Genomic DNA, 13,156 nt, shown 5'->3' on the forward strand with positions numbered 1-13,156 from the left:
GCACGCCGTGACGTCCCGGCGGGGGCCGGTGCCGGTGCCTGCGGCTGGGCCTGCGGCCGGGCATCGGGGCTCCGCCCCGGACCCCGCGCCTCAAACGCCGGCGGGGCTGGATTTGGCTCCGGTTCGTGGTGCCGGTGCCTGCGGCCGGGGCGCGTAACCGGGGTCTGAGAGACTGTGGGCGATGAACGAGACACCGACGCGCGTGTACGCCGAGATCGATCTTGATGCCGTACGGGAGAACGTGCGCGCCCTGCGCGAGCGGGCGCCCCGGGCCGAGTTGATGGCCGTGGTCAAGTCGAACGCCTACGGGCACGGAGCCCTGGAGTGCGCCCGGGCCGCCCAGGAGGCCGGTGCCGCCTGGCTCGGGACCGCCACCCCCGAGGAGGCGCTCGCGTTGCGCGCCGCCGGGATCCGGGGGCGGATCATGTGCTGGCTGTGGACCCCCGGCGGGCCCTGGCGCGAGGCGGTCGAGGCCGACGTCGACGTGGCCGTGAGCGGGATGTGGGCCCTGGACGAGGTGCGCGCCGCCGCGCGTGCGGCCGGGCGTACCGCGCGCATCCAGCTCAAGGCCGACACCGGCCTCGGCCGCAACGGCTGCCAGCCCGCCGACTGGGCGGAACTGGTCGGCGCCGCCGTGGCCGCGCAGGCCGAGGGGACCGTCCGGGTCACCGGCGTCTGGTCGCACTTCGCCTGCGCCGACGAGCCCGGCCACCCCTCCATCCAGCTCCAGCTCACCGCCTTCCGCGACATGCTCGCGTACGCCGAGAAGGAGGGCGTGGACCCCGAGGTCCGGCACATCGCCAACTCGCCGGCCACGCTCACCCTCCCCGAGTCCCACTTCGACCTCGTGCGCTGCGGGGTCGCCGTCTACGGCCTGTCGCCCGCGCCCGAGCTCGGCACCCCGGCCCAGCTCGGCCTGCGGCCGGCGATGACGCTCAGGGCCTCGCTCGCGCTGGTCAAGACGGTCCCCGCCGGTCACGGCGTGAGCTACGGCCACCACTACGTCACCGACGCCGAGACCACCCTCGCCCTGATCCCGGCCGGCTACGCCGACGGCATCCCGCGGCACGCCTCCGGCCGCGGGCCGGTGCTGGTCGGCGGCACGGTCCGCCACGTCGCCGGGCGCGTCGCCATGGACCAGTTCGTGGTCGACCTCGGGGCCGACACGGCCCGCGTCGGCGACGAGGCCGTCATCTTCGGCGACGCGGAGCGCGGCGAACCCACCGCCGAGGACTGGGCACAGGCCGCGGACACCATCGCGTATGAGATCGTCACCCGTATCGGGGGGCGCGTGCCCCGGGTGTACCTGGGCGGCTGAGGCCGAGTGAGGGCGGCGGCGTGAGCGAGAACTGGCGCAAGGCCGGCTGGGCCGGAGCCGCCATCGGCGTGATGGCGGCGGGCGCGGCGGCCGGTGTCGCCGTCGAACGGATCACCGTCGGGCGCGGCATGCGCATGAAGGCGCGCCTGGCCCTCGACGCCGCCGGGGACTACGGCTCCCTGCGCGGCACCGAGGGCACCTGCCGGGCCGAGGACGGCACCGAGCTCTACTACGAGGTCGACGAGGTGCCGGGTGACGCGACGGCCAAGCGCCGGCTGCGCCGCAAGCCGGCGCCCCCGGCCACCGTCGTGTTCTGCCACGGCTACTGCCTCGGCCAGGACTCCTGGCACTTCCAGCGCGCCGCGCTGCGCGGGGTGGTCCGCGCCGTCTACTGGGACCAGCGCAGCCACGGCCGCAGCGCGCGCGGCCTCGCCCAGGCGGACGGCGAGCCGGTGACCATCGAGCAGCTGGGCCGGGACCTGAAGGCCGTACTCGACGCCACGGCCCCCGAGGGCCCGCTGATCCTCGTCGGTCACTCGATGGGCGGCATGACCATCATGGGACTGGCCGAGCTGTTCCCCGACCTGGTGCGCGAGCGCGTCGTCGGCGTGGCCCTGGTCGGCACGTCCAGCGGCCGCCTCGGCGAGGTGACGTACGGGCTCCCCACGGTCGGCCTGGGCGCGGTGCGCCGGTTCCTGCCGGGCGTGCTCAAGGCCCTCGGCTCGCAGGTGGAGCTGGTGGAGAAGGGCCGCAGGGCCACCGCCGACCTCTTCGCGGGCATGATCAAGATGTACTCGTTCGGCTCCCGGGACGTCGATCCGGGCGTCGCGCGGTTCGCGGAGCGCCTCATCGAGGCCACCCCGATCGACGTGGTCGCCGAGTTCTACCCGGCCTTCCAGACCCACGACAAGACCGTCGCCCTCCAGCGGTTCGCGGACATCCCGGTCACCGTCATCGCCGGGGACCGGGACATGATCACCCCGCTCGCGCACAGCGAGGCCATCAAGGAGGCGCTGCCGGGCGCCGAGCTGGTGGTCCTGGAGTCCGCCGGCCACCTGATGATGCTGGAGCAGCCGGAGACCGTGACCCGGCTGCTCACCGAGCTGCTCGCGCGCACCGGCGCGGTCCCGGCCCCGGCAGCGGCTAACGTTGGCGGGCATGGAAGAAGTACCGCTGGAAGCGCCCCGAGGCCCGGCCCCGGCAGCTGAGGCCGGCGTCCGCGCCGAAACCCTGATCACCGTCGACTCCCCGGACGCCATGCGCGGGCTGGGCCTCAGGATCGCGGGGCTGCTGCGCCCCGGCGACCTGGTGCTGCTGACCGGGGAGCTGGGCGCCGGCAAGACGACCCTGACCCGCGGCCTCGGCGAGGGCCTGGGCGTGCGCGGGGCCGTGACCTCGCCGACCTTCGTGATCGCCCGCGTGCACCCGCCGCTGGGCGACGGTCCGGCGCTCGTGCACGTGGACGCGTACCGCCTGGGCGGCGGGCTGGACGAGATGGAGGACCTGGACCTGGACGTCTCGCTGCCCGAGTCCGTGGTCGTCGTGGAGTGGGGCGACGGCAAGGTCGAGGAGCTCTCGGACGACCGGCTGCACGTGGTGATCGAGCGGGCCGTCGGCCACGAGGAGGTCCTGGACGACGTACGTCAGGTCTCGGTCCGCGGGATCGGAGCCCGCTGGGGCGCCGGCGCCGGGCTGGAAGCCCTGGCGGGAGCCCTGTCGGAGTAACGGTCGGCGCACCGGACGGGGCCGGGTCGGGACCTGGGTCCGGGAGGACGTACCGACAACTCGTCGGGAACATATTGCGCTGGTGGCGGCGCTCGTGGTGACATGGTACCGAGACTTTCTTAGGTAGGCCTAAGTTCGGCGTCACCGGGCCCCAGGAGGCACCATGCCGGCACCAGCAGGAGCACAGCGCCACCCCCGCCCGTCCGCCGTGTCCATGCGGGCGCTGTTCGCCGCGGGGGCGGCCGCCACCGCCGTCTCGACGCCGCCCGCGCGGCGGCGCGCGCCCGACGCGCCCGCGCCGGAGGCCGCCGTACGCGAAGAGGCCGCCGTACGCGAAGAGGCCGCTCCGGAGTCCGAAGCGGCCTGAGTAGCACGTTGGGGTGAATCGGCGGGCGGGCCGGGAGGGCGGCGCCCGCCGCGTCCGCCGGCCGAGCCGCCGTCAGGGGACGACGACCACCTTGGAGTTGATCGTCGCGAAGGCCCACATCGCGTCGCCGTCAGCGCGCGCCATGCGGATGCCGCCGGTCTTCCTGGACGGGTCCGGATCCGGGGTCGCGCCGTCCAAGCGGGCGCTGAAGCCCAGCACGACGCCCTCGACGGTCGCGAACCGCACCACGTGCTCGATCGGTACCCCGTCCGAGCCGGTGACGGCGCCCGAGCGGGAACCGACCGCGTAGGTGCCCACGGCCGGGTGCACCGTGCTGGGGACCACCGGGAACGACTTGACGGGCTGCGCAGGATCGCCGACCAGCCACACCCGCTTCTGGCCCACCGAGTACACGACCCGCACCCCGGTGCCGGAGCCCTCGGGCACGGCCGCCGGCTTCGAGGGGTCCTGCTTCGCGGCGGGCTGGCTCGCGACGGGCGCCGGGTCCTGCGGGGCGGCCCGCGGAACGCGCGGGGGCGCCGACGCCGAGGCCTGGTAGCCGAGGAAGCCGACGGCCGCGATCGCCGCGGCGGTGAGCCCGGCCACGATTCCCGAGCTGCTGCGTGCCACCTTGCTCCACCTCTCGCGCCTGACCCCGTTGGGTACCTCGGTCGAAAGGTAGCAGCCGGGCCGCTCCGCGACCGGCCGCGAGGGGCCGGGGCCCTGGAGTCGTAGGCTGTTCGCGTGCTCTTGCTCGCTGTAGATACCGCCACGCCCGCCGTCACCGTCGCCCTGCACGACGGCGAGTCCGTCCTCGCCGAGTCCCACCAGGTCGACGCCCGCCGCCACGGGGAGCTGCTGCTGCCCTCCGTGGACAGGGTGCTCGCCGAGGCCGGCCTGAAGCTCGACGCCGTCACCGGCATCGTCGTCGGCGTCGGCCCCGGCCCGTACACGGGGCTGCGCGTCGGCCTGGTCACCGCCGCCACCTTCGCCGCCGTGCTCGGCGTGCCGGTGCACGGCCTGTGCACCCTGGACGGCCTCGCGTACGCCGCCGGCGCCGCCGGGGTCGAGGGCCCCTTCACCGTCGCCACCGACGCGCGGCGCAAGGAGGTCTACTGGGCCCGGTACGAGGACCCCCTCACGCGCGTCGGCGAGCCCGCCGTGGACCGCCCCGCCGACATCGCCGAGGAGGTCGCGGGCCTCCCCGCAGTCGGCCAGGGCGCCCTGCTCTACCCCGAGGTCTTCCCGGACGCGCGCGCCCCCGAGCACCAGTCGGCGGCCGCCCTCGCGGCCCTGGCCGCGCGGCGCCTGGCCGCCGGGGAGGCGTTCCTGCCGCCCACCCCCCTCTACCTGCGCCGGCCCGACGCGCAGGTGCCCAAGAACTACAAGGTGGTCACCCCCCAGTGACGGCCGCCGCCCCCGCCTCCGACGCCGTCCTGCGCGACATGCGCTGGTGGGACATCGGGCCCGTGCTGGAGCTTGAGCACGAGCTCTTCCCCGACGACGCCTGGTCGGCCGGCATGTTCTGGTCCGAGCTGGCCCACGCGCGCGGTCCGCGGGCCACGCGCCGCTACCTCGTCGCCGAGGACGGACAGGGCCGCCTGGTGGGCTACGCCGGGCTGGCCGCCGCCGGCGACCTGGCTGACGTACAGACCATCGCGGCGGCCCGCGACCAGTGGGGCACCGGGCTCGGCGCCCGGCTGCTGACCGAACTGCTGCGCGCCGCCACCGCGTTCGAATGCGCCGAGGTGCTGCTGGAGGTACGGGTGGACAACACCCGCGCCCAGAAGCTCTACGAGCGCTTCGGCTTCGAGCCCATCGGCTTCCGCCGCGGCTACTACCAGCCCGGCAACGTCGACGCGCTCGTCATGCGACTGACCGACCCCGCGCAAGCACGAACTGAGAGCAGTGAGAGCAATGGCTGACGAACCACTCGTCCTCGGAATCGAGACCTCCTGCGACGAGACCGGCGTCGGCGTCGTCCGCGGCACGACCCTGCTCGCGGACGCCATCGCCTCCAGCGTCGACGAGCACGCCCGCTTCGGCGGCGTCGTCCCCGAGGTCGCCTCCCGCGCCCACCTGGAGGCGATGGTCCCGACCATCGAGCGCGCCCTGAAGGAGGCCGGGGTCAGCGCCCGCGACCTCGACGGGATCGCGGTCACGGCGGGCCCCGGGCTCGCGGGGGCGCTGCTGGTGGGCGTCTCGGCGGCCAAGGCGTACGCGTACGCGCTCGGCAAGCCGCTGTACGGGGTCAACCACCTGGCCTCGCACATCTGCGTGGACCAGCTGGAGCACGGGCCGCTGCCGGAGCCGACCATGGCGCTGCTGGTGTCCGGCGGGCACTCCTCGCTGCTGCTGGCCCCCGACATCACCTCCGACGTACGGCCGCTGGGCGCGACCATCGACGACGCGGCAGGCGAGGCCTTCGACAAGATCGCGCGCGTGCTCCAGCTGGGCTTCCCCGGCGGCCCGGTCATCGACCGGCTCGCGCGCGAGGGCGACCCGAAGGCGATCAACTTCCCGCGCGGGCTGACCGGGCCGCGCGACGCGGCGTACGACTTCTCCTTCTCGGGGCTCAAGACGGCCGTCGCCCGCTGGATCGAGGCGAAGCGCAAGGCCGGCGAGGACGTGCCGGTGCGCGACGTGGCGGCTTCCTTCCAGGAGGCCGTCGTGGACGTGCTGACCCGCAAGGCCGTCCGGGCCTGCAAGGACGAGGGCGTCGACCACCTGATGATCGGCGGCGGGGTGGCGGCGAACTCGCGGCTGCGCGCGCTCGCCCAGGAGCGCTGCGACGCCGCGGGGATCGTCCTGCGGGTGCCGCGGCCGGGGCTGTGCACGGACAACGGGGCGATGGTCGCGGCGCTGGGCGCGGAGATGGTCAAGCGCAACCGGGCGCCCTCGGACTGGGACCTGTCGGCGGACTCCTCGCTGCCGGTGACCGACCCGCACGTGCCGGGCACCGGGCACGACCACGACCACGGCCATGACCACGCGGACGGCCAGGGCCACGGCCAGGGTCAGGGCCACGCGCACTCCCACGACCACGATCACGTGCACGAGCTGAGCAAGGACAACCTGTACTCATGAGCACCGTCGCGCTGATGTGGGAGGCCCGGGCAGCCGACGGGCGGGGCAACGAGCTCCTGGAGTGGGCCCGTTCCCAGATCCTGGCCCGCGAGCCGGTGCGCCGCGAGGTGTTCCGGGCGCCGCAGGACCGGGTGCTCGTGATCACCTGGTGGGAGGCGGCCGAGGGCGTGGCCGCGGACCTGCCCGAACTGCCGGAGCCCGCGGCCGACCTGATCACGCGGGCGGTGCACCGCTGGCGGTTCGAGTCGGTGGAGGTCGGCGAGGGCTGAGCCGCCCGGCCCGGGCCTCCCGGCCGTGGTTCCGGCCGCCGCTCAGCGCGGGGGCCGCGCCGCGGGGGCCGGGGCGGGCGAGCCGATCAGCATCGACGGAGCCCCCGCGACCCGGGTCAGGAAGACGGTCGCGGAGTTCGGCCCCTGCGGCTTGACCTTCCGGCGCAGCTCCTCGGGCTCGATCGCGGAACCGCGCTTCTTCACGGTCAGGATGCCGACCCCGCGCTCGCGCAGCAGCGCCTTCAGCTTCTTGAGGCCGAAGGGCAGCACGTCGGTGATCTCGTACGCCGTCGCGTACGGGGTCGCGCGCAGCTCGTCGGCGGTGATGTAGGCGATGGTCGGGTCGATCAGCCTGCCGTCCAGCTGCTCGGCGACCTCGGCGACGAGGTGGGCGCGGATGACGGCGCCGTCGGGCTCGTAGAGCCACCGGCCGACCGGCCCCGCCTCCGGGTCGGGCAGCGGCGCGGCGGTCACCAGCCCGCGCGGCCCCGGCAGCAGGGTGGCGCGGATCGTGCCGGGTGCGGTGCCGAACCAGAGCACGGCCTCCTTGACGTCCCCGCCGTCCGAGATCCATTCGGCCTCGGCCTCGGCGGGCACCGCCTCGTGCGGGACGCCGGGGGCGATCTTTACGGCGGCGTACTTCGCCGCGCGGGCCGTCTCCACCGCCCAGGACAGGGGCGGCGAGTAGGACTCCGGGTCGAAGACGCGGCCGCGCCCCCCGCGCCGCGCGGGGTCGATGAACACGGCGTCGTACGCGGACACGTCCACGTCCGTGACGTCCGCCTCCCGGACCTCGATCAGGTCCGCCAGCCCCAGCGCTCCGGCGTTGGCCCGTGCCACGGCCACGGTCAGCGGGTCGCGGTCCACCGCCAGCACCCGGATGCCGAGCCGCGCCAGGGCCAGGGCGTCCCCGCCGATGCCGCAGCACAGGTCGGCGACGCCGCGCACGCCGAGGGCGGCGAGCCGCCCGGCGCGGTACGAGGCCACGGAAGCGCGGGTGGCCATCTCGCCGCCGCCGGGGGTGAAGAACATCCGGAAGGCGTCCTCCTCGCCGAACTTCGCCACCGCCCGCTGCCGCAGCCGGGCCTGCCCCAGCGCGGCGGAGACGAGCGCGGCGGGGTGCTCGCGGCGCAGCCGGGTGGCGAGCGCCAGCTCCTGGGCGGGGTCGTGGTCGCGGAGCGAGTCGAGGAGGGCGGTGCCCTCGGGGGTGAGGAGGGCGGCGAAGTCTTCGGGGGTCACGGGTCCATTGTCGGCGACGCCGCGGCCCGGGTACCCCGAGGCGACCACCGCCCCCGGCCCCCGGCCGCCGCCCCCGGCCCCCGGCCCCCGCGCCCCGCGCCGCGGTCAGGCGCCGGCGTACGCCGCGAGGTGCTCCCCGGTGAGGGTGGAGCGGGCGGCGACGAGGTCGGCGGGGGTGCCTTCGAAGACGACCCGGCCGCCCTCGTGGCCGGCGCCGGGGCCGAGGTCGACGATCCAGTCGGCGTGCGCCATGACGGCCTGGTGGTGCTCGACGACGATGACCGACTTCCCGGAGTCGACGAGCCGGTCCAGCAGGCCGAGCAGCTGCTCGACGTCGGCGAGGTGCAGGCCGGCGGTCGGCTCGTCGAGCACGTACACCCCGCCCTTCTCCGCCATGTGCGCGGCCAGCTTGAGGCGTTGCCGCTCGCCGCCGGACAGCGTGGTGAGCGGCTGGCCGAGGCTGAGGTAGCCCAGCCCGACGTCGGCGAGCCGGCGCAGGATCGCGTGCGCCGCGGGGGTGCGCGCCTCCCCGGAGCCGAAGAACTCCTCCGCCTCGGTCACCGGCATCGCGAGCACCTCGCTGATGTCACGGCCGCCGAACCGGTACTCCAGCACCGAGGCCTCGAACCGCTTGCCCTCGCACTCCACACAGGTGGTGGCCACCCCGGCCATCATCCCCAGGTCGGTGTAGAGCACCCCGGCGCCGTTGCAGCCGGGGCAGGCGCCCTCGGAGTTGGCGCTGAACAGCGCCGGCTTCACGCCGTTGGCCTTGGCGAACGCCTTGCGGATCGGGTCGAGGAGCCCGGTGTACGTCGCCGGGTTGCTGCGCCGCGAGCCGCGGATCGGCTCCTGGCCGACCGACACCACGCCCTCGCCCGCCTCCCCCGACCGCTTGGGCAGCGACCCGTGCACGAGGGAGCTCTTGCCCGAGCCGGCGACGCCGGTGACGACGACGAGCACGCCGAGCGGGATGTCGACGTCGACGCCGCGCAGGTTGTGCGTGGTCGCGCCGCGGATCTCCAGCGCGCCGGTGGGCTCGCGCACCGTCTCCTTGAGGGTGGCCCGGTCGCCGAAATGGCGGCCGGTGACGGTGCCGCTGCTCCGCAGGCCCTCGACGGTGCCCTCGAAGCAGACGGTCCCGCCGGCCGTACCGGCGCCGGGGCCGAGGTCGACGACGTGGTCGGCGATCACGATCGTCTCCGGCTTGTGCTCCACCACCAGCACCGTGTTGCCCTTGTCGCGCAGCCGCAGCAGCAGGCCGTTCATCCGCTGGATGTCGTGCGGGTGCAGGCCGACCGTGGGCTCGTCGAAGACGTACGTGGTGTCGGTGAGCGCGGAGCCGAGGTGGCGGATCATCTTGACGCGCTGCGCCTCGCCGCCCGACAGCGTGCCCGACGGCCGGTCGAGGGAGAGGTAGCCCAGCCCGATCTCCACGAACGAGTCGAGGGTCTGCCGCAGCGTGGTGAGCAGCGGCGCCACCGAGGGCTCGTCGATGCCGCGGATCCACACGGCGAGGTCGCTGATCTGCATCGCGCACGCGTCGGCGATGTTGACCCCGCCGATCCGCGACGACCGGGCCGCCTCGCTGAGCCGGGTCCCGTCGCACTCGGGACACGCGGTGAAGGTGACCGCCCGGTCCACGAACGCCCGGATGTGCGGCTGCATCGCCTCCCGGTCCTTGGAGAGGAAGGACTTCTGGATCTTCGGGATCAGCCCCTCGTAGGTGAGGTTCACGCCCTCGACCTTGACCTTGGTCGGCTCCCGGTAGAGGAAGTCCCGCATCTCCTTCTTGGTGAACTTGCGGATCGGCTTCTCCGGGTCGAGGAAGCCCGACTCGGCGTACGTCCGCACGGTCCACCAGCTGTCCGACTTCCAGCCGGGGATGGTGAACGCGCCCTCGGCGATCGACTTGGTGTCGTCGTAGAGCTGGGTGAGGTCGATGTCGGAGACCGTGCCGCGGCCCTCGCAGCGCGTGCACATGCCGCCGGTGCGGGTGAAGGTCTGCTTCACGGTCCGGCTGGCGGCGCCGCGGTCGACCGTGACCGCGCCGCTCGCCCGGACCGAGGCGACGTTGAAGGAGAACGCGTTGGGCGAGCCGATGTGCGGCGTGCCGAGGCGGCTGAAGAGGATGCGGAGCATCGCGTTGGTGTCGGTGGCGGTGCCGACGGTGGAGCGGGTGTCGGCGCCCAGCCGCTGCTGGTCGACGATGATCGCGGTCGTCAGTCCCTCGAGCACGTCGGCCTCGGGCCGCGCCGGCGTCGGCATGAAGCCCTGGGCGAAGGCGCTGTACGTCTCGTTCACCATCCGCTGGGACTCGGCGGCGATGGTGCCGAACACCAGGGAGCTCTTGCCGGAGCCGGAGACGCCGGTGAACACCGTCAGCCGGCGCTTGGGGATCTCGACGCTGACGTCCTTGAGGTTGTTCACGCGCGCGCCGTGCACGCGGATCAGGTCGTGACCGTCGGCAGCGTGCGGGGCGGGCGACCGCGGGTCCGTCCTCTTGGCCTTGCTCATCCTGTCCTGACTCTCCATCACTGTGGGGCGGGCGGTGCCGGTCGGTCGGTGTCGGTCGGTGCCGCGCGAGGGTCCTACGGCTTGCGGGCCTGGGTGAAGCGGAGCATGTTGCCCGCCGGGTCGCGGAACGCGCAGTCGCGCACGCCGTACGGCTGGTCGAACGGCTCCTGCATCACCTCGCCGCCGGCGGCCCGGATGCGCTCGAAGGTGGCGTCGCAGTCGTCGGTGGAGAAGATCACGCCCCGCAGCAGGCCCTTGGCCAGCAGTTCCGCCACGGCCTGCCGGTCGGCGGGGGAGGCGCCCGGGTCGGCGAGCGGCGGTTCGAGGACGATCTCCACGCCCGGCTGCGCGGGCGAGCCGACGGTCACCCACCGCATCCCCCCGTAGCCGACGTCGTTGCGGACCTCCAGGCCGAGGACGTCCCGGTAGAAGGCGAGCGCCTTGTCGTGGTCGTCGACGGCGATGAAGCACTGGGCGAGCTTGATGTCCATGCCTCCGACGCTACGAGGCGGCGGCGGATTTCGCTTCTCCGTTCCTGACCGGTCGCGCCGGGACGTACGCCGGGACGTCCGCCGGGATGTCCGCCGGGATGTCGCGCTGGGATCTCGCGGGGGTACGCCGGGCCGCGCCCGCGCCCGCCCGACACGCCGGCGGTGTGGGCCAGTCGGTGGACGGTGCGGCCCCGCTCGCGGTGTCTTCCCGGGAGGGTGCGTGTCCGGTGCCAGGATGCGCAGCTATGCAGCTAGTCCGACAAAAGGAAGATAAGACGCAACACGGTCACCGGTACGCGGCGGGTCCGCGCGGCCGGTTCGGGGTGGCTGTGGCCGCCCTGCTGGTCGCCGCCCTCGGGACGGCGTGCTCCTCCGGGTCCGAGGCACCGGAGAAGCCCAAGGCCGGCAAGGGCACGGAGGCGGGCGCGGCCGGCGCGCTCAGCGCCGCCGAGAAGGCCAAGGCGGCCCAGCGGGCGCGCATCGTCGCGGCGAAGAAGTGGGGGCTGGTCAAGCCGCCGCTCACGGCCCCGGCCGCGCCGAAGGAGAAGCCCGAGATCACCACGCGCGACGGCTTCGAGGTCGAGGACCAGGAGGAGTACCCGCCGGTCTTCACCACCGTGCCCACCGAGGACAAGGTCGTCTTCCTGACGATCGACGACGGCGCGGAGAAGGACCCCGAGTTCCTGAAGATGATGCAGGAGCTGAAGATCCCGTACACGGCGTTCCTCAGCGACTACGTCGTGAACGACAACTACCCCTACTTCAAGCAGATGCAGGCCGCGGGCGTCACCCTGAACAACCACACCCTGAACCACCGCTACATGCCCGCGCTGTCCTACGAGAAGCAGCGCCAGGAGATCTGCGGCCAGCAGGACACCATCCAGAAGCAGTTCGGCAAGCGGCCGACGCTCTTCCGGCCGCCGTACGGGAACTACAACCAGGACACGCTGCGCGCGGCGAAGTCCTGCGGCATCAAGGCGGTTCCCCTGTGGAACGCGGAGGCGTTCACGAACCGGATGGACTACCGGGAGTGGGACCGCGACCTGCACCCCGGCGACATCATCCTCACGCACTTCCGGGGCCGGGAGGACTGGAAGGGGACGATGACTGACATGATCCGTCATGTCATGAAGACCGTCACGGACAAGGGGTACTCCGTGGCCCGCCTGGAGGACTATCTGTGAAGCACGCGCGCCGGTTGGTAGCCGGGACGCTGGCGGCCGGCGCGCTCGCGCTGTCCCTGACGGGGTGCGGGGACAGCGTGGACCCGATCGAACGGCTGGGTCGCAAGGCGACGCAGGAGGCACCGGAAGCCGGGCCCTCCGGTACGCCGTCGGCGGCCCCGTCGGGGTCGCCGACGGGGCCGGGGAGCCCCTCGGACGAGGCGTACAAGAAGTGGGGCCTGACGGCCCCCGTCGCCTACGCGCCCAAGCCCGCCCGGAAGCCCGGGCGTCCGCAGGCCGCCCCGGGCCGGGCGGCGGTGGTGGACCGGATACCCGTCGCGCCGGACGAGAAGGTCGTCTTCCTGACCTTCGACGACGGCGCGGAGAAGGACCCCGAGTTCCTGAGGATGGCGGCCGACCTGAAGCTGCCGATCTCGATGTTCCTCACCCACAGCGTGGCCTCGCCCGACTACGGGCACTTCGAGAAGCTCCGCGACAACGGCTCGGCGAGCACGGTCAACAACCACACGCTGACGCACCAGAACCTCCGGACCCTGCCCTTCGCGGCGCAGAAGAAGGAGATATGCGGCCAGCAGGACCACCTGGAGAAGCGTTTCGGCACGCGCCCGGCGCTGTTCCGCCCGCCGTTCGGCAACTACAACGACGACACCCTCCGGGCCGCCGCGGAGTGCGGGGTCACGGACGTGGTCCTGTGGCGGGTCTCGATGCAGATCAACAACTTCCAGTATGCCGAGGGCTCCGCCCTCAAACCGGGGGACATCGTCCTGGCGCACTTCCGGGGCCCGTCGGAGCTCAAGGGCGCCACGGAGACCCAGATGACGACGCGGATGCTCCAGCGGATACAGGAACAGGGCTACCGGATAGGGCGCCTGGAGGACTACCTGTAGCCCCGGAGCCTTGCCCGCGGCCTCCCCGCCCGAGTGCCGGCACCCCGCCCCTCGGAGCCGCCGACGGGCCCGCGG

At 73.7% G+C, this 13,156-nt stretch carries 14 protein-coding genes; 10 read left to right on the forward strand and 4 right to left on the reverse strand.

The window, feature by feature from the left end:
- The first annotated feature begins 181 nt into the window (after positions 1-181).
- The 4 genes from alr to OTB16_RS25780 all read left to right on the forward strand — a co-directional run bounded on the left by alr (position 182) and on the right by OTB16_RS25780 (position 3,410).
- The gene (gene alr / locus OTB16_RS25765) at positions 182-1,318 is read left to right on the forward strand and encodes an alanine racemase (protein WP_267723131.1); all 1,137 of its coding nucleotides are present in this window, start codon (positions 182-184) and stop codon (positions 1,316-1,318) included.
- A gap of 71 nt (positions 1,319-1,389) precedes the next feature.
- Positions 1,390-2,526: an alpha/beta fold hydrolase gene (locus OTB16_RS25770; protein ID WP_267723267.1), complete on the forward strand. Its 1,137-nt coding sequence runs from the start codon at positions 1,390-1,392 to the stop codon at positions 2,524-2,526.
- Positions 2,477-3,043 carry a tRNA (adenosine(37)-N6)-threonylcarbamoyltransferase complex ATPase subunit type 1 TsaE gene (gene tsaE / locus OTB16_RS25775; protein WP_383911161.1) on the forward strand — a complete coding sequence of 189 codons (567 nt, stop codon included), beginning with the start codon at positions 2,477-2,479 and terminating at the stop codon, positions 3,041-3,043. The genes OTB16_RS25770 and tsaE overlap by 50 nt, the downstream gene beginning before the upstream one ends.
- A gap of 163 nt (positions 3,044-3,206) precedes the next feature.
- Positions 3,207-3,410 (forward strand): hypothetical protein, encoded by a 204-nt coding sequence (locus OTB16_RS25780; protein WP_267723132.1) that lies wholly within the window; start codon positions 3,207-3,209, stop codon positions 3,408-3,410.
- Positions 3,411-3,482: 72 nt separating this feature from the next.
- Here OTB16_RS25780 and OTB16_RS25785 read toward each other — a convergent pair whose 3' ends face one another.
- The gene (locus tag OTB16_RS25785; RefSeq protein ID WP_267723133.1) at positions 3,483-4,040 is read right to left on the reverse strand and encodes a hypothetical protein; all 558 of its coding nucleotides are present in this window, start codon (positions 4,038-4,040) and stop codon (positions 3,483-3,485) included.
- A 114-nt stretch (positions 4,041-4,154) separates the two neighbouring features.
- On the opposite strand from OTB16_RS25785, the gene tsaB reads away from it, so the two are divergent.
- Genes tsaB through OTB16_RS25805 form a run of 4 tightly spaced genes read left to right on the forward strand, consistent with a single transcriptional unit; the run spans position 4,155 to position 6,766 of the window.
- Positions 4,155-4,817 (forward strand): tRNA (adenosine(37)-N6)-threonylcarbamoyltransferase complex dimerization subunit type 1 TsaB, encoded by a 663-nt coding sequence (gene tsaB / locus OTB16_RS25790; protein ID WP_267723134.1) that lies wholly within the window; start codon positions 4,155-4,157, stop codon positions 4,815-4,817.
- 38 nt (positions 4,818-4,855) lie between these two features.
- Positions 4,856-5,335, forward strand: a complete 480-nt coding sequence (gene rimI / locus OTB16_RS25795; RefSeq protein ID WP_267723269.1) for a ribosomal protein S18-alanine N-acetyltransferase — start codon at positions 4,856-4,858, stop codon at positions 5,333-5,335.
- The gene (gene tsaD / locus OTB16_RS25800; protein ID WP_267723135.1) at positions 5,328-6,497 is read left to right on the forward strand and encodes a tRNA (adenosine(37)-N6)-threonylcarbamoyltransferase complex transferase subunit TsaD; all 1,170 of its coding nucleotides are present in this window, start codon (positions 5,328-5,330) and stop codon (positions 6,495-6,497) included. Before rimI ends, tsaD begins: the two co-directional genes overlap by 8 nt.
- The gene (locus OTB16_RS25805; protein ID WP_267723136.1) at positions 6,494-6,766 is read left to right on the forward strand and encodes a hypothetical protein; all 273 of its coding nucleotides are present in this window, start codon (positions 6,494-6,496) and stop codon (positions 6,764-6,766) included. Before tsaD ends, OTB16_RS25805 begins: the two co-directional genes overlap by 4 nt.
- A gap of 42 nt (positions 6,767-6,808) precedes the next feature.
- Here OTB16_RS25805 and OTB16_RS25810 read toward each other — a convergent pair whose 3' ends face one another.
- The 3 genes from OTB16_RS25810 to OTB16_RS25820 form a co-directional block, all read right to left on the reverse strand.
- Positions 6,809-8,005 carry a class I SAM-dependent methyltransferase gene (locus tag OTB16_RS25810; protein WP_267723137.1) on the reverse strand — a complete coding sequence of 399 codons (1,197 nt, stop codon included), beginning with the start codon at positions 8,003-8,005 and terminating at the stop codon, positions 6,809-6,811.
- A 105-nt stretch (positions 8,006-8,110) separates the two neighbouring features.
- The gene (locus OTB16_RS25815; RefSeq protein ID WP_267723138.1) at positions 8,111-10,519 is read right to left on the reverse strand and encodes an excinuclease ABC subunit UvrA; all 2,409 of its coding nucleotides are present in this window, start codon (positions 10,517-10,519) and stop codon (positions 8,111-8,113) included.
- A gap of 74 nt (positions 10,520-10,593) precedes the next feature.
- Positions 10,594-11,010 (reverse strand): VOC family protein, encoded by a 417-nt coding sequence (locus OTB16_RS25820; RefSeq protein WP_267723139.1) that lies wholly within the window; start codon positions 11,008-11,010, stop codon positions 10,594-10,596.
- Positions 11,011-11,333: 323 nt separating this feature from the next.
- Between OTB16_RS25820 and OTB16_RS25825 the strand changes: the two genes are divergently transcribed.
- Both OTB16_RS25825 and OTB16_RS25830 read left to right on the forward strand, forming a co-directional pair.
- Positions 11,334-12,194: a polysaccharide deacetylase family protein gene (locus OTB16_RS25825; RefSeq protein WP_267723140.1), complete on the forward strand. Its 861-nt coding sequence runs from the start codon at positions 11,334-11,336 to the stop codon at positions 12,192-12,194.
- Positions 12,191-13,081: a polysaccharide deacetylase family protein gene (locus tag OTB16_RS25830; RefSeq protein WP_267723141.1), complete on the forward strand. Its 891-nt coding sequence runs from the start codon at positions 12,191-12,193 to the stop codon at positions 13,079-13,081. The genes OTB16_RS25825 and OTB16_RS25830 overlap by 4 nt, the downstream gene beginning before the upstream one ends.
- The last annotated feature ends 75 nt before the right edge of the window (positions 13,082-13,156 follow it).

It is taken from the genome of Streptomyces antarcticus, assembly GCF_026627255.1.
Taxonomy (GTDB): domain Bacteria; phylum Actinomycetota; class Actinomycetes; order Streptomycetales; family Streptomycetaceae; genus Streptomyces; species Streptomyces antarcticus.

Excerpts from the sequence above, each read along its gene's own strand:
- alr (WP_267723131.1), top strand. The coding sequence starts at position 182 with ATGAACGAGACACCGACGCGCGTGTACGCCGAGATCGATCTTGATGCC.
- OTB16_RS25770 (WP_267723267.1), top strand. The coding sequence starts at position 1,390 with ATGGCGGCGGGCGCGGCGGCCGGTGTCGCCGTCGAACGGATCACCGTC.
- tsaE (WP_383911161.1), top strand. The coding sequence starts at position 2,477 with ATGGAAGAAGTACCGCTGGAAGCGCCCCGAGGCCCGGCCCCGGCAGCT.
- OTB16_RS25780 (WP_267723132.1), top strand. The coding sequence starts at position 3,207 with ATGCCGGCACCAGCAGGAGCACAGCGCCACCCCCGCCCGTCCGCCGTG.
- rimI (WP_267723269.1), top strand. The coding sequence starts at position 4,856 with ATGCGCTGGTGGGACATCGGGCCCGTGCTGGAGCTTGAGCACGAGCTC.
- tsaD (WP_267723135.1), top strand. The coding sequence starts at position 5,328 with ATGGCTGACGAACCACTCGTCCTCGGAATCGAGACCTCCTGCGACGAG.
- OTB16_RS25805 (WP_267723136.1), top strand. The coding sequence starts at position 6,494 with ATGAGCACCGTCGCGCTGATGTGGGAGGCCCGGGCAGCCGACGGGCGG.
- OTB16_RS25815 (WP_267723138.1), bottom strand. The coding sequence starts at position 10,519 with ATGAGCAAGGCCAAGAGGACGGACCCGCGGTCGCCCGCCCCGCACGCT.
- OTB16_RS25820 (WP_267723139.1), bottom strand. The coding sequence starts at position 11,010 with ATGGACATCAAGCTCGCCCAGTGCTTCATCGCCGTCGACGACCACGAC.